The 18,503-nt window shown below is 70.3% G+C and carries 18 protein-coding genes and 1 riboswitch; of the genes, 8 read left to right on the forward strand and 10 right to left on the reverse strand.

What is annotated here, in order from left to right:
- Nucleotides 1–35: 35 nt before the first annotated feature.
- From ALI22I_RS29985 to ALI22I_RS30000, 4 genes are all read right to left on the reverse strand, one after another.
- Nucleotides 36–1,346 carry a caspase family protein gene (locus ALI22I_RS29985; protein ID WP_077008893.1) on the reverse strand — a complete coding sequence of 437 codons (1,311 nt, stop codon included), beginning with the start codon at nt 1,344–1,346 and terminating at the stop codon, nt 36–38.
- 65 nt (nt 1,347–1,411) lie between these two features.
- On the reverse strand, nt 1,412–2,398 hold the full coding sequence (locus ALI22I_RS51335) for a hypothetical protein (RefSeq protein ID WP_077008894.1): 987 nt from the start codon (nt 2,396–2,398) through the stop codon (nt 1,412–1,414).
- A gap of 600 nt (nt 2,399–2,998) precedes the next feature.
- The gene (locus tag ALI22I_RS29995; protein WP_077008895.1) at nt 2,999–3,802 is read right to left on the reverse strand and encodes a helix-turn-helix domain-containing GNAT family N-acetyltransferase; all 804 of its coding nucleotides are present in this window, start codon (nt 3,800–3,802) and stop codon (nt 2,999–3,001) included.
- A gap of 162 nt (nt 3,803–3,964) precedes the next feature.
- Entirely contained in the window at nt 3,965–5,689 is a 1,725-nt protein-coding gene (locus ALI22I_RS30000) for an ArnT family glycosyltransferase (protein ID WP_083752122.1), read from the reverse strand.
- A gap of 309 nt (nt 5,690–5,998) precedes the next feature.
- Between ALI22I_RS30000 and ALI22I_RS30005 the strand changes: the two genes are divergently transcribed.
- Complete coding sequence (locus ALI22I_RS30005) at nt 5,999–6,280, forward strand: glycoside hydrolase family 13 (RefSeq protein ID WP_077008897.1); 282 nt, start codon at nt 5,999–6,001, stop codon at nt 6,278–6,280.
- 9 nt (nt 6,281–6,289) lie between these two features.
- Here the strand turns inward: ALI22I_RS30005 and ALI22I_RS30010 are convergent, their stop codons facing one another.
- On the reverse strand, nt 6,290–7,681 hold the full coding sequence (locus ALI22I_RS30010; protein ID WP_077008898.1) for a carotenoid oxygenase family protein: 1,392 nt from the start codon (nt 7,679–7,681) through the stop codon (nt 6,290–6,292).
- Nucleotides 7,682–7,734: 53 nt separating this feature from the next.
- The gene (locus ALI22I_RS30015; RefSeq protein ID WP_443216983.1) at nt 7,735–7,941 is read right to left on the reverse strand and encodes a winged helix-turn-helix transcriptional regulator; all 207 of its coding nucleotides are present in this window, start codon (nt 7,939–7,941) and stop codon (nt 7,735–7,737) included.
- 202 nt (nt 7,942–8,143) lie between these two features.
- Between ALI22I_RS30015 and ALI22I_RS30020 the strand changes: the two genes are divergently transcribed.
- The 3 genes from ALI22I_RS30020 (at nt 8,144) to ALI22I_RS30035 (ending at nt 10,360) form a co-directional block, all read left to right on the forward strand.
- Nucleotides 8,144–8,377 (forward strand): hypothetical protein, encoded by a 234-nt coding sequence (locus tag ALI22I_RS30020; protein WP_077008899.1) that lies wholly within the window; start codon nt 8,144–8,146, stop codon nt 8,375–8,377.
- Nucleotides 8,378–8,422: 45 nt separating this feature from the next.
- Entirely contained in the window at nt 8,423–9,346 is a 924-nt protein-coding gene (gene pip, locus ALI22I_RS30025) for a prolyl aminopeptidase (RefSeq protein ID WP_077008900.1), read from the forward strand.
- 201 nt (nt 9,347–9,547) lie between these two features.
- Nucleotides 9,548–10,360 carry a Clp protease N-terminal domain-containing protein gene (locus ALI22I_RS30035; RefSeq protein WP_077008902.1) on the forward strand — a complete coding sequence of 271 codons (813 nt, stop codon included), beginning with the start codon at nt 9,548–9,550 and terminating at the stop codon, nt 10,358–10,360.
- Here ALI22I_RS30035 and glyA read toward each other — a convergent pair.
- Nucleotides 10,336–11,592: a serine hydroxymethyltransferase gene (glyA, locus tag ALI22I_RS30040; RefSeq protein ID WP_077008903.1), complete on the reverse strand. Its 1,257-nt coding sequence runs from the start codon at nt 11,590–11,592 to the stop codon at nt 10,336–10,338. The two genes, ALI22I_RS30035 and glyA, sit on opposite strands and share 25 nt — an antisense overlap.
- A 28-nt stretch (nt 11,593–11,620) precedes the next feature.
- Nucleotides 11,621–11,707: riboswitch (ZMP/ZTP riboswitch) on the reverse strand.
- 150 nt (nt 11,708–11,857) lie between these two features.
- Between glyA and ALI22I_RS30045 the strand changes: the two genes are divergently transcribed.
- Complete coding sequence (locus ALI22I_RS30045) at nt 11,858–12,712, forward strand: hypothetical protein (protein WP_077008904.1); 855 nt, start codon at nt 11,858–11,860, stop codon at nt 12,710–12,712.
- On the forward strand, nt 12,709–13,368 hold the full coding sequence (locus tag ALI22I_RS30050; RefSeq protein WP_077008905.1) for an extensin family protein: 660 nt from the start codon (nt 12,709–12,711) through the stop codon (nt 13,366–13,368). Before ALI22I_RS30045 ends, ALI22I_RS30050 begins: the two co-directional genes overlap by 4 nt.
- Nucleotides 13,369–13,573: 205 nt before the next feature.
- Here ALI22I_RS30050 and ALI22I_RS30055 read toward each other — a convergent pair whose 3' ends face one another.
- Nucleotides 13,574–14,980, reverse strand: coding sequence for an MFS transporter (locus tag ALI22I_RS30055; RefSeq protein ID WP_077008906.1), 1,407 nt, complete (start codon nt 14,978–14,980; stop codon nt 13,574–13,576).
- 185 nt (nt 14,981–15,165) lie between these two features.
- Between ALI22I_RS30055 and ALI22I_RS30060 the strand changes: the two genes are divergently transcribed.
- Complete coding sequence (locus ALI22I_RS30060) at nt 15,166–15,333, forward strand: hypothetical protein (protein ID WP_238598644.1); 168 nt, start codon at nt 15,166–15,168, stop codon at nt 15,331–15,333.
- 268 nt (nt 15,334–15,601) lie between these two features.
- On the opposite strand, the gene ALI22I_RS30065 is transcribed toward ALI22I_RS30060, so the two are convergent.
- On the reverse strand, nt 15,602–16,084 hold the full coding sequence (locus tag ALI22I_RS30065; protein WP_202971102.1) for a DinB family protein: 483 nt from the start codon (nt 16,082–16,084) through the stop codon (nt 15,602–15,604).
- A 136-nt stretch (nt 16,085–16,220) separates the two neighbouring features.
- On the reverse strand, nt 16,221–17,072 hold the full coding sequence (locus ALI22I_RS30070) for a helix-turn-helix domain-containing GNAT family N-acetyltransferase (RefSeq protein WP_143532508.1): 852 nt from the start codon (nt 17,070–17,072) through the stop codon (nt 16,221–16,223).
- A 100-nt stretch (nt 17,073–17,172) separates the two neighbouring features.
- On the opposite strand from ALI22I_RS30070, the gene ALI22I_RS30075 reads away from it, so the two are divergent.
- Nucleotides 17,173–18,489 (forward strand): FAD-dependent oxidoreductase, encoded by a 1,317-nt coding sequence (locus ALI22I_RS30075; protein ID WP_077008908.1) that lies wholly within the window; start codon nt 17,173–17,175, stop codon nt 18,487–18,489.
- The last annotated feature ends 14 nt before the right edge of the window (nt 18,490–18,503 follow it).

Consider the following 18,503-nt stretch of genomic DNA (forward strand, 5'->3'; position numbering starts at 1 on the left):
CCTGCGCCACGGACTCGCCGTTCCGAGACACAGCACTAGATCGTGAACGGACGTTGGAGTTCGAACGCGACGCTGGGCGGGTTGGTGTCCCAGAAGTAGTTCGGTGTCTGCTGGGGCGGCATGGAGGCCACTATTTGCCGGTGCAGCTCCCGGTAGTTGCCGCTGAACCGGCCATTGCTCCAGGTCTCCAGCAGGCGCTGGGTGAACAGCCCGTTCTTCACGCCGTCGAGCGAGAGCTGGTTGTCCTGGCAGCCCGAAATGAGGAGCACGGACGCCTGCGGTGGTTTCGCGTTCCGGACCTCCTTCTTGACCTCGCTGTATTCGCGCCAGCGGGCGACCTGGTCGGCGTGGGCGATCTCCGGCGGGAGGTTGCGGGTGACGGGTGACTGGTCGAGGACGGCCGGACCCGTGTCCCTGAACTGGCTGACGGCCATCATCCGCGTGTCGTCCTCCAGCTGGGTGAGCACCAGATCGACGTAGTGGTCCACCTCGGGGGGCTGGACCTCCTCCGAGGCTCGGCCGCCCTGCAGTTGGGCCACCACCGTGGGCATCACTTCGCGCAGCGACTGCTCCACCTCGTCCCACCCCGGCGCGCTCCTCGTGGTGAGCATCGGTATCGGCGTGTCGAGGAAGAACCCGACGTCGCGGGCTTCCTGGAACGAGGCCGCGAACGCCTTGTAGGCGAAGACGACATCCCGGCTGACGGTGCCGCTGTGGCAGGAATCCGAGAGCATCATGATGCGCACACCGGGCCTGAATTCAGCCCACAGCGCGGAGAGTTCGTCGTCGAGCAATTGCCGGTCGTACAGCACCCAGGTTTCGTCCAGCTGGTCCGGTTCCTCGCCGGTGGCGTCACGCATCTGACTGCCGTGCCCGGAATAGGTGAGGAAGAAGAAGTCCCCGGATTCCAGTTCCCGGGCCGCGTCCCGAATCGCCTCGATGACACTGGACGCGGTCGCCTGCCCGTTCAACATGATCCGGCTCTCGAAGCGCTGGGCCTGGGCGAGCGCCGTCATGTCCCTGGCGTCGTTCTCACACCCGCGCAGCGGTGGCACCGCCATCCCGTACGCCGCGTCGTCCACGAAATTCAGCCCGATGTGGAGGGAGCGCCCACGTGCCGCGCCCGGGGTCGGGTGGAGTGCGGTCAACGCGCCCCAGGTCTTCGGCCCGACCCGGCCGTCCGTCTCGAGACCGTGGTCGCGCTGGAAGTCCGTGACCGCGCCCTCGGTGCGTTCCCCGAAGATCCCGTCGACCTGGCCGGGATCGTAGTTCGCCTGCCTGAGCACCAGCTGGAGCCGGCGTACGTCCTCGCCTTGCGATCCGCGCGTCAGCGTGCGCTGCGCCATCTTTCCTCCCTAGAGGCACAAGTGAGGGGTAGGGCGGCCGGACGGGCCGCCCTACCCCCGTTCGGTCAGACTGACTGCTGCGCGAACTGCTGGGCCGGCTGGCCGTACTGCTGCTGGGCCTGCTGGCCGTACTGCTGCTGACCCTGCTCCACGTAACGCTGGCCGGTGAACAGCCCGATCAGCGGCGGCACGCACTGCGTGAGCGCGGGCACCACCGCGCTGAGCACCGGGCCGAGGACGCGCTGGGCGACCTGGGGGTCGTGCGCCCTCGCACCGGTCGGCGGGAGCTGACCGGGTGCGAACGCGTTGAGGATGACCGGTGCCGCCTGGATGAGCTGCGGCACGATGGACGCGATCAGCGGACCGAAGAATCGGGTCGACACCTCCTCGTCACTCTGCGGGAGGTCACGGGTGCCCTGGAGGGACGAGATGATCGTCGGAACGGCCTGGAGAACCTGCGGCACCACCGCGCTCAGCACCGACAGGAAATCCCGCTGGACCTGTTGCGGGTCCTGCGACGGCGTGACGATGTCCCGGTTCTGGGCCTGGATGCCGTTGATGATCTGGGGCACGGCGGACACCACGGCCGGCAGGATCGCGGCCAGCACCGGCAGGAAGCGTTCCTGCACGTCAGGACCGGTCAAGCTCATGCCGGGCTGCTGCCCGAACTGACCCTGTTGCTGCCCGAGCTGGCTGGGTTGCTGCCCGAACTGGCCCTGTTGCTGCTGGCCGAACTGGCTGGGCTGCTGCCCGAACTGGGTGGGCTGCTGCCCGAACTGGCCCGGCTGCTGCTGCTGCCCGAACTGACCGGGCTGCTGCCCGAACTGGCCCGGCTGCTGCTGCCCGAACTGACCGGGCTGCTGCCCGAACTGGGTGGGCTGCTGCCCGAACTGGCCCGGCTGCTGCTGCCCCGACATGTCCGGCCCCACGTCGCGAGAGCGCGGGCCACCGGCCTGCTGCAACGCGTCCCTGAAACCCTGCGCCATCATGTCTGCCAGCTGACGCATCTGCTGTGTCTGGCCGGACGACGCATAGGACGTTGCGGTGGTCATGATCGTGCCTTTCGTTTGACGATGATGGGCGGTCGGCCAGGCAGGAGCCACCACTCGATAAATTGGGTAGCGTCGACTGCACATTCGCCCGCCTGGTACCAGCCGGAAGTCGGCCAAGGACTACATGGCCGACTTCTGCAATGGCTTCGCGAGCCGCCTGTGAGTCTGCCACGCCAACTGCGGACAAGGGTTCACCCAGACGTAGGAAAATTCCACGCGACCTGGCGACTGAAAGTTGATTGGGCGACCGCCTCGCGGCGTTGAATCGTTCTCACGTTGCGCGTGCCGCAATGGCCGCAATTGATGTTGAGAATTGCCCGGCAACCGTCAATTGACTGAATTGTGATGGGTGTCGAAGTAGAAACACAGCGTCACCACAGGGTGGCCGAGCGGCGTGCGCGTTACGCGGACGGGTGCGCGTTGTCGTGCTGCCGCAGCCGACCGGTCACGGTCAGCGGGCCCGGTCTCCGACATCGTCTTGCGGCCGCGAAGCCCCTCGGCCGCCTGCGTGGTCACTCGGTCAGGGCAGGAAAAATCATGCACGTACGGCAACTTGCAGGACCTGCACGATTATGATCCCCCTCTCCCCCGCACAGGACTTCACGCACGCCGCTCCAACATGACCGTGTCCCGCCAAACCCCGTGGTGCACCGCGACCCGCTCCCGAACCCCCACCGTCCGGAACCCGGCCGACCGGTGCAACGCGATGCTGGCCCGGTTCTCCGGAAACACGACCGCCTGCAACGTCCACAACCCCGCCGCGTCCGCCGCCGCGACCTGCCGGTGCAGCAACGCTTTCCCCACACCCCGCCCCCGACAACGCGCGTCCACGTACAACGACGTCTCCGCAACCCCGGCGTAGCACTCACGAGGCGACACAGGCGTGGCTGCCGACCACCCCGCGACCCGCCCGTCGACCACCGCGACCCAACGGTGGTCGAGCAACCACTTGGCGTCCAGCGTCCGGCGACTCGGGGTCTCGGTCTCGAACGTGGCGTCGCCGGTCGCGATCCCCTCGCCGTAGATGCGCCGTACATCGCCCCAGTCGTCGTCCACCATCGCGCGCACGGCGACGTCCGCAGGCGGGTCGAGCGGAGCCGCGGCGATCGCTCCCAGCACCGCGTCCACCGCGTGCGGCAGGACCGTCCGGCCGGACGGGTCGACCGAGGCGAAGGTCGCGGTGCCGTCACGCCGGAGTTGCACGAAGCCGGCGGCGGCCAGCTTGCGCAGGTGGTGCGAGCAGGTGGGCTGGCTGACGCCGAGCACGTCGGCCAGCGCGCCGACGGTGGCCTCGCCGGTGGCGACGGCGTGCAGCAGTCGGACCCGCGTCGGGTCGGCCAGGCAGCCGAACCGTTCCGCGTAGGCGGTGGCCAGGTCGACCGGTAGGACCGCTGTGGGTGTCATAGCTGGGGATTGTTTGCCTTGCGGGGCCACGTGGTCAATCGAATCCGGTCGATGCAGCGGGACTCACTTCATAGACGTTTGTCTATGGTTGCGTCGGTCCGCGCAGGTTGTCCGAACCCTTGCGAAGCCGCTCGGGTGTCCGCGTGGTTCGTGCGGTCCGGGCTATGGCCGGCGGTGGATCGTGATGGAGTGGCCGACCTCGTCGATCGGCGTGCTGCCGTCGATCAGCGCCGTCAGGCGGTCATCGGCCTTGGCGATGGCGGAATCCGACACGACGAGCAGCCCGCGCACCTGGTCCGGGGACGCGTCGAGCGGGTCGGCGGCGTCGATGCCGTAGTGGGACGGCAGGCCGCTGCCCTTGTAGACCAGCCAGATCCGCTCGCCCGGGTAACGCTGCCTCAGGCGGTCCGCCAGCCGGCCCAGGTCCTGGCCCCAGTCGACGTTCGAGTCGTGCAGGTGCAGGTGGGTCTTCGCCGGCCCGCCGAACGCCTCGTTGGAGTACGGCAGGTAGTACGGGAACGTCCGCAGCGAGCTGACCGCGGCGAAGACGACCAGGACCGCCGCCGTGACGTGCGCCCACCTCCAGCGCAGGGCGACCACGCCGGCCGCCGCGACCGCCAGGAACATCGGGGCGAAAACCGCGTACCGGACGCCGAGGTCGCGGTCGCCGGTCATGGCCGCGGCCAGCAGCACGACCGCGGGAACGAGCACGTAGGGTGCCGCCGGGCGCAGCCGGGGGACCGCCACCATCACGACGGCACCGGACAGCCACAGCGCCAGTGCGCCCAGCGGCGTCTTCACCAGCAGCGCGACCGGCAGGTAGTACCACATCGAACCGTGGTAGTGCCGGCCGAACAGGAAGCCGCCCCACACCCGGTCCTCGAAGCCGAGCTGGACGCGCATCCCGTCCCCGTACGGCTCGGGGAACGGCAGCCAGGCGACGAGCGCGCGCAGGCCCTGGGCAGGCGGCAGGTCCCGTGGCGTCTCCCAGCGCAGCCGCGGATCCACCGCGAGGTAGGAGGCCCACACCACGGCGACCGCGATCAGCGCCACGGCGACCGCCGCCGCGCCGAGCCCGAGGAGCCGGGCCGACCGGGCAGTCCTGTTCGGGTCGGGGTCGCGCGTGCGGCGGGCGTGCCGGACGGACGGCACGACCAGGAGTAGCAGCACCGGAACCGCGGCCAGGGCGTTCATCTTCGTGGCCAGGGCGGCGCCGAGGGCGAGGCCCGCGAGGGGCAGGTAAAGGGCGGGGCGGCGCCGGGCCCGCCACAGCAGCCAGACCGACGTCAGCAGGAAACCGGCCACCGGCACGTCGAGCGTGGCCAGCGACCCGTGCGCGATGACGTCGGGTGAGAACGCGTACAGGGCGAGCGCCGCCACCCCGCCGACCGGGCCGACCAGATCACGAGCGAACACGAAGACGACCAGTCCGAACAGCAGCGTGAGCACGATCATCGGCAGCCGCGCCAGCAGCATCAGCCGTCCCGGATCGTTGCCCGACTCATACAGCACGTGCCGGCCGAGCTGCGTCTGGTCGCCGACGAAGGCGGGGTCGAGGCGCGCGTCGGCGAAGGCCAGCCCGGTCGCCATGACCAGCTTGCCCAGCGGAGGGTGCTCCGGGTTGTACCGCAGGCCGTGCTGCTCCAGGTAGACCACGGCCGTGCCCACGTAGACCGGCTCGTCGATGGTCGGGGTCTGCTCCACGGCCGCCGTGATCATCGCGACCGCCATCCCGGCGAGGAGCGCGACCACGACGAGCGCCAACCACCACCGCCGGTGCCGCCGCAGCCGGTCGAACCGGCCCGGCGGACGTCCGCCTGCCGCCGGCGGCAGGTCCTCCGGGCTTGCCTCGCCCGTGATCAGTGGCCGGCTCGCGGAGGACGACAACCCCGAGGCCCTTCCGTGAGGGAACAAAGTCCTCCACTGTGGTACGGCTTGCCCGGTGGTTCAGCTCACTGCCGATCGTGCCGCCCGCGCCCTGATACGTCCGCGAGACGGTGGACCCTTCTCGCCGCTCCGGCCGACGACGAAAGATGACATGAAGCGAGACTCCCTCAGCTCAGGCGTCTTCGTCCGGTGTCGGCGGCACGTTTCGGAGCGTACGTCACCCCGACGCGTGACTGTCCACTTGGAACGCCTGCGCCCCGCTGGGCGCTAGGGTCCCTCGAAGGCTAGATCGACCCGCGAGGGAGAACGATGCTCCGCAGCACTCGCCTCTTCGGCCCGAAGCGCCGGGTGACCTTTTCACTGCCGCTCGACCAGCCGCGCGGCCCGGTGAGCGTGGTCGGCACGTTCAACGGCTGGACCCCCGGCGTGCACGAGCTGGTGCCGCGCCGCGACGGCACGCGCACGGTGACCGTGATCCTCCCGCCGGGCACGCACCGGTTCCGCTACCTCGGCGCCGGCGGCCACTGGTTCGACGACGCCGACGTGCCGCACGTCGACCACGAAGGTTGCGTGATCACGATTGACGGTTGATGGACGCGGTCAATGAGCCGTGGAGGTGAAGCGGCCGTGGAATCCGAACGGGATCGCGTGTGGCACGTCGGCGCGCGCGATCTCCTCGAACGTGGCCGCGTCGAGCACCAGTAGGCCGGACCGGCCGGCGTCGACGTCGAGCACCACGGACAGCAGCACGCCGTCGTCCTCGGCCCGCGCGTTTGGCGCCGCGACGAACACGGGTTCGCCCGGGTAGCGGCCGGGCTCGTGCCACCGGCTGGTCCGGCCGCTGCGGACGTCCACTTTGACGAGTTGGTTGAAGAAGTCGTTCCTGCCGTTGCCGAAAGCGCCGACACCGTAGGCGTAGCGGTAGTCGCGGCCGTTGTGGGAGCCGTAGGAGATGCGGGGCAGTTCGAGGGCGTCCTCCGCGAGTCGCCGTGACCGGATGCCGTCGCCGGTCAGGTCCACTTCGTAGCGGGTGGGGAACGGCAGTGGCAGTTCGACGCCGTCGCGCAGCTTGTCCAGGTACAGCGCGTCCACCACTTCCGCGTCGGGGTAGGCGCAGATGTCCACGACGACCCGATCGTCGGCGTCGTAGGCGTTGATGTGGTGGAAGGCGAAGAACGCGTCGGTGCGCCGGTCGGCGACGACCGAGCCGTCCTGCTGGTCGAACACCACGAACCGGGTGCCCAGCTCCGGCCGCCACCGGTAGTTCTCGATGAACGGCTTGCCGCGCACCAGGAACGACAGCGGGTTGACCACGAGTGGGAACACGACCAGCACCACGTGCCGCTCGGTGATGGCGAAGCTGTGCAGGTAGCCGGGGCGGTCGGTGGGCAGGGTGGCGAGCAGTTCCCTGGTCCGGCCGCGCTGCCGGTAGATCTGGTAGACGCTGCGCCTGCCGAACTTCAGCACGTAGTTGACCAGGTCGCCGGTCAGCGGAGCCTGGTGCGGGTGCGCGGTGGTGACCTGGCCGGTGATCGCGTCGTCGTGGTCGGAGAGGCCGACGGTGGCCAGCGTGTCCGGGTCGAACTGGACCGCGATGGGCGTCTCGGTGAGCGCCCAGTCCCGGTCACCGTCGGACACCACGTTCACGTTGGGGTTGGGCGCGAGGCGCGGGCGGGTGAAGAAGCGGCCGAAGATCGAGCGGCACGGGTCCGTGGCGAACTCGCCGAAGGAAATGCGGCCCTCGTCGCGCACCGACCGGAGGCTCGGTGTGTCCAGGAACCGGTTGCGGTAGGAGACGGTGCCGTCGGCGAAGCCGAAGCGGTGCAGCATCGCCTGGCCGTCGAACCAGTGGCGGAACGAGCGGCGGTCGGTCTCGAACCTGGCCGGGCCGTTGCGCACCAACGTGCCGGACAGCCATCGCGGCAGCTCGCCGCGGACTTCCAGGTCGTCCACGACGACCTCGCGGTCGAGGGTCTGGAACCCGTTCTTCATGTATGACCTCCCGGGAAGTTTAACGAAACACTGTTATAAAACATTGTTTCAAATCATCCGTCAAGTCGGACCTCATCACCGCGGTCGTGCGCCCAGCGGCCCAGCGCGTCGATCGGCCCGAGCAGGCTGCGCCCCAGGTCGGTGAGCTCGTACTCGACCCGGCCGGGGAAGGCGTTCCTGACCACCAGCCCGGCGCCCGCCAGCCGGCGCACGGTCTCGGTGAGCACCTTGGGCCGGCTGCCGCCGATGGCGCGGCGCAGGTCGGCGGGTCAGCGGGGGCCGTGCCGCAACGCGTGCAGGACCACCGGGTTCCACGTGTTGGCGAGCAGGTCGAACGCCTGCCGCGCGCGGCAGTCGGCGAGGAAGGTCATGGGCGGCTCCCTGCCGTGGACACCGTTCGGTGCCTGTCGGGCCCTTTAGCGTCGGCTCCAGCGAAACGCGTTCAACCTCTGTCACGAGGACGTGTGGCGGCTGCCGTCGTTGACGTTCGAGGGACGGCCGCTCGGGGTGCCGTTGTGCGGCGATTCGGCCGGAGCGGTGGAGGTCGTGCGGGCGTTGGTGCGGTCGATCGGGTGCGCGCCGGTGGACGGCGGACCGCTGGAGCGGGCCGAGCTGCTGGAGGCGATGACCGCGTTCGCCATCGGGCTGTGGGCCGGCGGCGCGGATGTGCGGTCGATGTACCCCACGGTCGCGTAAGCGCTAATGTAACAGCACTGTCATATCTGCAAGAGGGGGCAGATCGTGCTGTACCCGGAGATCGAGCCGTACGACCACGGGATGCTCGACGTCGGCGACGGGCACCACGTGTACTGGGAGGTGTGCGGCAACCCGGACGGCAAACCGGCCGTGGTGCTGCACGGCGGGCCCGGGTCCGGGTGCACGACCCGGGCCCGCCGGTACTTCGACCCGCGGGCGTACCGGGTGGTGCTGTTCGACCAGCGCGGGGCCGGGCGGAGCACGCCGCACGCCGGTCAGCCGGTGGTGGACCTGTCCACCAACACCACCGATCACCTGATCGGCGACATGGAGCGGCTGCGCGAGTTCCTGGGCATCGACAAGTGGCTGTTGTTCGCGGCGTCGTGGGGCTCGGTGCTCGGCCTCGTGTACGCGGAACGCTTCCCGCACCAGGTGTCGGAGATGGTGCACGCGGGCGTGGCGACCGGGCGGCGGGCGGAGACGGACCTGTTGACGACCGGGCTGGGCCCGATGTTCCCGGAGGCGCACGCCCGGTTCCGCGAACTGGTGCCGTCCGGCGATCCGGCGGCGGGGTACCTGGAGTTGCTCCTCTCCCCCGACCCGGCGGTGCACAACCGGGCGGCGGCCGAGTGGTGCGCGTGGGAGGACGCGTTGCAGCCTCTGGCGTCCGGCGGTCTGCGCTTCGAACCTCCGGAGTACGGACTGGCGTTCGCCCGACTTGTCACCCACTACTGGGCGCACGGGTCGTGGCTGCCGGAGGGGATCGTCCTGGAGGAAGCGCGGAAGCTCGCGGGCATCCCGGGCGTGATCGTTCAAGGAGTGCTGGACCTGGGGAATCTGCTCGGCACACCGTTCGACCTGGCCCATGTCTGGCCGGACGCCGAGCTGGTGCTCATCCCCGAAACCGCTCACGGCGGGAGTGATGCGATGACCGAAGCAAGGCGCGCGGCTACTGACAAATTCCGGTAACACCCGGAAACTCGATGCGATGGTGTGGTTACAGCCTGATCGCACGGAGAGGTGCCGGGTGTCCGACAGGGTCAGCGCAGACCTGAGACAGGTGTTCAGCCGCGCGCACGAGAAGGCCAGGCGCCTCGACCACAGCCCCGGGCGGCGTGAAAGTGTCCGCGCGGATGTGGCACGGCTGGTCGATGCGGTGACGAAGGACTGATGTTGGAACGATTTACCGAGGGCGCGCGCCGGGTTTCCGTGTTGGCCCTCCAGGAGGCGCGAAGGTTCAACCACACCGCCATCGGCACCGAGCACCTGTTGCTGGGGCTGATCGGCGAGGGTGGTGCGGCCTCGTCGGTGCTGGTGTCGTTCGGGTTGTCCCTGCACGGGTGCCGGGCGAACGTGCGGGAGGTGGCCGGGTGCGGCAGCGTGCCGGTGCCCGGTCACCTGCCGTTCACGCCGGGCGCGAAGCGGGCGTTGGCGTTGGCGGTGCGGGAGGCGCTGGCGTTGGAGCACCGGCACGTCGGCACCGAGCACCTGCTGCTCGGCGTGCTCGCTCTCGATGACGGTGTGGCGCTGGACCTGCTCGCCCGGTGCGGGCTGGAAGCCGTCGACGTGCGGGACCGGGCGTTCGCGGTGCTGGCCGGGATCGACCTGCCCGCGCAACGGCCCGCCCGGCTGTTCCTGAGCTACCGGCGTCCGCAGGACCTGCACCTCGCGGGGCGCATCGCGGACCGGCTCGACGACATCGGCCGGTCGGTGGTCGGTGACGTCGGCGAGTGCGACGTGCTGCTCGCCGTCGTCGGGCCGGAGTGGGCGCCGACCGATCTGATCCGCGCCGAGGTGGACCGGGCGGCCGAGCGTTCGGTGCCGGTGATCCCGGTGCTGGTCGACGGGGCCGTGCTGCCCGTCGACCAGCTACGGGGGACCGGTCACGTCGCCGATCACGTCACCGTCCGGCACGAGACGTTCCGGGCGGACGTGGCGCGGTTGGCCGACGTGGTCCGCTACGCCCAGCCGGGCATCGGGTAGCCCGCCATCAGGTCGGCCACCTCGGCGGCGATGCGGTCGAGTTCCGGCCCGTCGTCGGCGACCCGGACGGCGCGGTCGATCCACTCCGCGATCTTCGGCATGTGGTCGGCGGTGAGGCCGCGGGTGGTGATGGCGGCCGTGCCGAGGCGCACGCCGGACGGGTCGAACGGCTTGCGCGGGTCGAACGGGACGGTGTTGTAGTTGGCCTCGATGCCGGCCCGGTCGAGGGCTTTGGCGGCGGGCTTGCCGGCGATGCCCTTGCCGGTCAGGTCGACCAGGACGAGGTGGTTGTCGGTGCCGCCGGAGACCAGGTCGAAGCCCCGGTCGAGCAGGGCGACGGCCAGCGCGCGGGCGTTCTGCACGATGGCGTGCGCGTAGAGGCCGAAGGACGGCTCCAACGCCTCGCCCAGCGCGACCGCGATGGCGGCGGTGGTGTGGTTGTGCGGGCCGCCTTGGAGGCCGGGGAACACCGCCTTGTCGATCGGCTTGGCGTGGGCGGCGTCGGTGAGGATCATCGCGCCGCGCGGGCCGCGCAAGGTCTTGTGGGTGGTCGTGGTGATCACCTGGGCGTGGCCCACCGGTGACGGGTGCGCGCCGCCCGCGACGAGACCCGCGATGTGCGCGATGTCGGCCGCCAGGACCGCGCCGACCTCGTCGGCGATCTCGGCGAAGGCGGGGAAGTCGATGGTGCGCGGGATGGCCGTGCCGCCGCAGAAGATCACCTTCGGGTGTTCGGCGCGGGCCAGGTCGCGGACCTCGTCGAGGTCGACCACGCCGGTGTCCTTGCGGACGCCGTACTGGACGCTGCGGAACCACTTGCCGGTGGCCGAGACGCCCCAGCCGTGGGTCAGGTGGCCGCCGGCCGGGAGGGCCATGCCCATGACGGTGTCGCCGGGGTCCAGGAAGGCCATGTAGACGGCGAGGTTGGCCGGGGAGCCGGAGTAGGGCTGGACGTTGGCGTGGTCGGCGCCGAACAGCGCCTTCGCCCGCGCCACGGCCAACTCCTCGACCGGGTCGACCACCTGCTGGCCCTCGTAGTAGCGGCGGCCCGCGTAGCCCTCGGAGTACTTGTTGGTCAACACCGAGCCGGTGGCTTCGAGGACGGCGGTCGAGACGTAGTTCTCCGAGGCGATCAGGCGGACCTTCTCGAACTGGCGGCGCGCCTCCGCCTGGACCAGCCGGGCGACCTCGGGGTCGGCACCGGTCAACGACGGGATGGCGGGTTCGTGCACGACGACCTCCACGCGCGCGGGGGCGCTGCCGTAGCACCCAGGCGCGCGGTGCGATCCGGCTCAACGCTCCCCGGTGGTCGTTCCCACCCTCGACACGCCAGTCGCGAACACCCGGAGCCTACCGAATCGCCCAGGGGTGACGAGCGGTTTGGGCGGAACGGGCCATTGCCGCGGCGGTAGGCCGGCCCAATACTTTGTTCGTTGGAAAACTTCCAACCTGCCCTGCTCCACGTCAGCACTTCCCCCTGCCCCCGAAAGGACTGACGTGCTCAATCGGCGAACGTTCGTGCTGGGTGCCGCCGCCACCGCGGCCATCACCAGCGCATTACCGGCCCACGCGGCTGCCGCGGCACCCGCGTCGGGCGACACCTCCGACAACCCCGGCTCCACCGCGGGCGTCTTACTCGCGCCCGACGGCACTCCCCTGCTCTTGGCCCAGCGAGACGGCCAGTGGGTCCTGGTCGACGAAACCGGTTCGGTGCGCATCACCGACGGCCTCGCCGGCGCGGACCTGGTGGACGTCACCGGCGACGGCGCCGCCTTCACCGCTGTCGGCGCGGTGAGCGGTGACCCGATCGCCACGATCTGGGAATCCGCCGACGCCGTCACGTGGCGCGAAGCCCGGCGGCTGCACGGCGTGCGCTCGGAGTTCACCGCCGTCGGCAACGGCCTGGCGCTGGGCTCCGTGGTGAAGCGCGAACGCGCTTCGGTGGTCCGCATCGCCGCCCGCCGCACCGCGTCGGGCTGGAACACCGTCCCGGTCCGCGGTCTGGAGTGGACCGACGGCCTGTCCGCCACCGCCGTCGCCACCACGGCCGACGGCTGGATCGCGGCGGCCGTGGACATTTCCGGCACGGTCCTGCACACCTCGCGCGACGGTGTCACGTGGACCACCCGACCCCGCCTGGACGGTGTCGCGGTGCGCGGGCTGGCGCTGGTGGACGGCCGCGTGCACTGGGTCGGCAACGAGATCGTCGACGCCACCCCGCTCACCGGCGTGCTGGACGCGGACCGGACCCGCCCGGCCGTGCCGCAGGACGCCAAGGCTCTGGGTGTCGCGGGCACCCGGTCCGGCTGGTTCACCGGCGGCCGGCTGATCACCGTGGAGGCGGCCCGATGATCACGTTCAGCCGGATCGACGGCACCCCGGTCTACTACTGGCGGTCCAGCCGCGGCAACACGACGTTGCGCAACTGGCAGGCCACCCAGTCCTTCTACGACAGCCTGGTGCTGTGGATCCGCGACCTGCGGTCGCTGTCGTCGGCGTACGGCAGCATCACCTACCTGGTGTCGGCGGGCTTCTACGTGAACAAGCCGGGCGAGCACGGCGCGGGCACCGCGATGGACCTGGACCACGTCCGGTGGAGCGGCGGGCAGGTCTCGTCGCCGCTGGACCGCGACCACGCGTCCGGCACGCTCGCCACCCGGCGCCGCTACCTGGCGGTGGACGCGGTGTGCCGGCGGCGGTTCCGGTACGCGTTGGACGGTTGGTACAACGCCGACCACGCCGACCACATCCACTCCGATTTCGGCGGCCTGCCGGTCCGCTGCGTGACGGGGTCGGAGAGCGACACGAAGTTCGTCCAGGCGCTGTGCAACAACTTCATGAGCTCGGGCCTGGCGGTGGACGGCGACTGGGGTCCGCTGACGCAGAGCGCGTTCAACACCGCCAAGTCCCGGCTCGCCGTCACGGGCGATCCGCACACCAGCAGCGCGGCGTGGCAGTCGTTCCTGTCGGCGGCGGCGCGAAAGGGTTTCGCGAACCAGGCGTTCTGACCGGAACCCTGAAGACAACGCCGTTACACACTGACGGGCCCGGAGTCGGCGACGACTCCGGGCCCGTTTTCGCACTACCCGATGGAACGCCATTGCGAAATCAAATCCAGGCCGATCCCACATCGCGCCCCGTCGATGGCTGTGGGCCACCGGACCCGGCCCGCGATCGTCCGCGGGCCGGGTCCGGTGGTCGGTCGTGCGTCGATCAGCCCGCCGGTTGGGCGGCGGGCTCGGCGACCGGCTCCACGGCCGGCTTCTTGCCGAACAGCCCGGTCGCCACGACCACCACGGCCGCCGCCGTCGCGATCACCGGCACCATCAGAGCGCTGTGGAAGCCCTCCAGCAGTCCGCCTTCGGCGGTGCCCGCCGCCACGCTCAGCGACGCGGCCAGGGCCAGTCCCAGCGCGGCGCCGAACTGGAACGACGTGTTCCAGATGCCGCCCGCCAGACCCTGCTCCTCGTCGTCGACGCCTTCCACGGCGACGATCGTCAACGGGCCGTAGACCAGGGTGAACGCCAGGCCGAGTAGCACCATGGTCGGGAACATCGCGGTCCAGTAGTTCGCGTCCGCCGGGATGTCGAGGAACAGCGCGTACGCGACCAGCGCGCCGATGAAGCCGACGAACAGGACCTTGGGGTTGCCGAACTTGTCGACCAGCTTCGGCGTCAACGTCGGTGCGAGCACCGAGTCGATGCCGATGACCAGCATCGCGACACCGGTCTCCAACGCGGTCCAGTCCCGCAGGTCCTGCATGTACAGCACCGCGATGAACTGGAACCCGAAGAACGACCCGGCGAACAGCACGGTGGCGATGTTCGCCCGCACCAGGCTCGCGCTGCGGAAGATGCCGAGCCGGACCAGCGGCTCGGCGGACCGGCGTTCCGCGATCACGAACGCCACCAGCAGCGCGATGCTGATCACCGCCGTCAGGACCGTCTCGCTGACCGGAACCTCCGGAGCCACCACCACGGTGTAGACCAGGCCGACCGCGCCGAGGGTCATGGTGACCGCGCCGAACACGTCGTACTTCTGCCCAGGCACGCGCTCCGGAGCCTCGTCGCGCTCGATCAGCTTGACCGCCATGACCAGGATGATCACCGCGAGGATGACGGGTGCGAAGAACACCCAGCGCCAGCCGAGCGCGGTCAGCAGACCGCCGACGACGAGGCCGAGCGAGAAGCCGCCCGCCGCGGTGCCCGCGTACCAGAGCAGCGCGCGGTTGCGCAGCGGGCCTTCGGCGAAGCTGCTCGTGATCAGGGACAGACCGGCGGGCGTCATGAACGCCGCGGCCAGACCGGTGATCGCGCGGGCGGTGATCAGCATCCAGCCCTCGCCGGCCAGACCGCCGAGACCGGAGAACACGACGAACACGGCCAGCCAGAACACGAACATCTTCCGGCGGCCGAGCAGGTCGGCGGCACGACCGCCGAGCAGCATGAAGCCGCCGTAGGCGAGCGCGTAGGCGCTGACGACCCACTGGAGTTCGCCGGGTGCCATGCCGAGATCCGCCTTGATGGCGGGTAGTGCGACACCCAGCATCGAGATGTCGACACCTTCGAGGAAGATCGAGCCGCACAGCACGAACAGCAGTGCGCGGGCGCGTGCGCTCATGCGGACGGGGCCACCGTCGACCGGTGGACTCTGCGGTGTCGCGGACACTTCAGCCAACTCCTTGTAGGAAGACCCGAGGGGAGTGGTGCCCACACCGCCGGGGGCGGTTACCTTTTGGCACGTAAGTTCCCTCTTGTACGTAAAAGCATGATCAGTGACCATGCAACGTTGCGGAAGAAGGCACTTTGAAGTCACCGAGTCTCTGCGGTGATACCGAGGACCACGGGGCCCGGCAGTGGGACACCAGGGCCGACTGCGAGGTGCGCCAGATCCTGGACCGCATCGCGGACAAGTGGTCGTTGCTGGTGATCGTCCAGTCGACGATGAACAGGATCGTGTCGCCGGTGACGTAACGCTCCCGCTCCACCGCGACCACGGTGGGCTTGCGGGACAGGAATTCGCGGGCTGCCTCGCCCCCGCTTGGGTGCACGTTCGAGATCTGTCACCTGTTCGGATGCTGAACCGACATCGCCCCCGTCGCCGAACGTCCGGCGAGCGCTTCCGCCAAGGATGGGGGATCCACGAACCGGGCGACCACCTGCCCCGGTTGGCGACCGCGCTGGGACTGCTCCGCCCGATCACGCCGACGTTGATGATCCGGCGCGCGGTGACACCCGGCCGTTAGCGAGGACCGAGTCCCGTCTTCCCGTCGATCAGTTCACGCACGGCGTCGAGGTGGCCGGCGTGGCGTGCGGTCTCCTCGATCATGTGCAGGACGATCCGGCGCAGATCGGTGACCTCGTCGCCGAAGTCGCCGGGGTGGTGTCCTCGCGGGGGCGTCGACAGCGGCGTGGCGGCGAGGAGCGCGTTCGAGCGCTCGCACTGGGCCCGGTAGAACGTGAAGACCTCGGACGCGGGTCGCGGCGTGGTGAGCGGCTCCGGGTCGTCCGACCACGGCAACGGGTCGGCGTGCCCGGTGAGCACCTCCTGGAACCAGTGCCGTTCGGCGTAACCGAGGTGTTCGACCATGCCCAGCGGTGTCCACCCCGAGGGCAGGACCGCTGTCGTCAACGCTTCGTCGTCGAGGCCTTCGAGGATCGCGAGCACGGCGCCGCGCTGCGCGTCCAGGAACATCGTCAAGGCGTCTTTCTCGCCGTCGTCCACCGGTCCGTGCCCCCTGTTCGGTCGGGTGGTGCAGCGCCAAGCGCGTTCTGAGTGTTCAACTCGGGTGTTCTGAACGTAGGACACGCGCGTTCTGAACGTAGGACACGCGCGTTCTGAAGGTAGGGCACGCGGGGGTTTAGCAGGTGGGGGTGGAGGGGGTTCGGCGTTCGAGCATGACGGTGTCGCGCCAGGTGCCGTGGTGTTGGGCGATGCGTTCGCGGACGCCTACGGTGCGGAAGCCGGCCGAGTGGTGCAGGGCGATGCTGGCGCGGTTCTCGGGGAAGATCGAGGTCTGGAGGGTCCACAGGCCGGCCTCGTCGGCGGCGGTGACTTGCTTGTGCAGCAGGGTTTTGCCTACGCCTCGGCCGCGGAAGGCCTCGGCTACGTAGACGGAGGTTTCGGCTACGCCGGAGTAGCACTCGCGGGGTGAGACGGGGGTGGCGGCGGCCCAGCCGGCGACTTGGCCGTCGATGACGGCGACCCAGCGGTGGTCGGGTAGCCACTTCGATTCGAGGGTGCGGCGGCTGGGGGTCTCGGTCTCGAAGGTGGCGTTGCGGGTGGCGATGCCCTCGCCGTAGATGCGGCGGACGTCGGGCCAGTCCTGTTCGCTCAGGGCGCGGACGGTGACGTCGGTGGGCAGGTCGGTCGGGCAGCACGGGCGGGTGACGATGGTGCCCATGACGGCGTCGGCGGCGTGCGGCAGGCCGGTGCAGCACGCGGGGTTGACCGAGACCAGGGTGGCGGTGCCCTCCTTGCGGAGGCGGACGAAACCGACGTCGGCGAGCTTGCGCAGGTGGTGCGAGCAGGTGGACTGGCTGACGCCGACGGCCTCGGTGAGCGCGCCCACGGTGATCTCACCGGGGTGGGTGGCGACGGTGTGCAGCAGCCGAACGCGGGTCGGGTCGGCCAGGCAGGCGAACCACTCGGCGTAGGTGGTGGCGTCCTCGGCCGCGAGGCCCAGGACGACCGCGGGCAGCGTCGTCGTCATGGCATCAGAGTATCGACAAATACCGATGGTTGCATCGATCTACGTTCCTCGATAGATTGCTCCTCGTTCGATCGAGAAACACCGATGGAAGAGGTGCCTGGTGGACGAGCTCTCCGTGGTCGTGGTCGGTGCGGGGCCGGTCGGTCTGGCGGCGGCGGCCCGCCTGCTGGAGCGCGGGTTGCGGCCGTTGGTGCTGGAAGCGGGCCCGCAGGCGGGTGCGGCGGTGGCGCAGTGGCGGCACGTCCGGCTGTTCTCGCAGTGGTCGGAGCTGATCGACCCGGCCGCGCGCCGGCTGCTGGAGGGCACCGGGTGGCGCGCGCCGAACCCCGACGGCTACCCCACCGGCGAGGAGTGGGCCGCGCAGTACCTGGTCCCGCTGGCCGAGGCGTTGGGCGACCACGTCCGGGTGAACGCCCGCGTGGTCGGTGTCGCCCGCCGTGGACGGGACCGGGTCGTGGACGCGGGCCGGGACAGCGAGCCGTTGACCGTGCACGTCGAGGGCGGCGAGCGGATCACCGCACGGGCGGTGGTCGACGCGTCGGGCACGTGGGGCTCGCCGAACCCGCTGGGCGGCGACGGGCTGCCGGCGGCCGGTGAGCGGGAGGCGGCGGACCGGATCGGCTACCGCGTGCCGGACGTGGTCAACGAGGTCGAGCGGTACGCGGGCAAGCGGATCGCGGTGGCGGGTAGCGGGCACTCCGCGCTCACCGCCCTGGTCACGCTGGCGGACTTGGCCGAACGGCACCCCGGCACGCACGTGACGTGGCTGCTGCGCCGCGGCACGGTCGGCGCCGTGTTCGGTGGCGGCGAGGCCGACCAGTTGCCGGCGCGCGGCGCGTTGGGCCTCAAGGCGCAGGCGGCGGCGAAGGCCGGGCACGTCGAGGTGGTCACCGGGTTCCGCACCGCGGCGGTCGAGCGCGACGGTGACCGGGTGGTGCTGGTCTCGCAGGACGGGCACCGGCTCGACCCGGTGGACGAAGTCGTGTCGCTGACCGGGTTCCGGCCGGACCACTCGTGGCTGTCCGAAGTGCGGCTGGACCTCGACCCGGTGCTCCAGGCACCCACCAAGCTGGCTCCGCTCATCGACCCGAACGCGCACTCGTGCGGCACCGTCTACCCGCACGGCGCGAACGAACTGCGCCACCCCGAGCCCGGCGTCTACCTGGTGGGCATGAAGAGCTACGGCCGCGCGCCGACGTTCCTCGCACTGACCGGCTTCGAACAGGTGCGCAGCGTCGTCGCCGAGATCGCGGGTGACCACGAGTCGGCGGCGAAGGTCGAGCTGACGTTGCCGGAGACCGGCGTGTGCGGCGGGTCCGGGGTGTTCGACATCGCCGAGCCGGAGTCCTCGGGCGGGTGCTGCGGTGGCCTGGCGGTGGCGGACCTGACCCTGACGGCACCGAGTGCGCGGGTCTGACGTCGAGCGGCCCG

Source organism: Saccharothrix sp. ALI-22-I (assembly GCF_001984175.1).
Classification (GTDB): domain Bacteria; phylum Actinomycetota; class Actinomycetes; order Mycobacteriales; family Pseudonocardiaceae; genus Actinosynnema.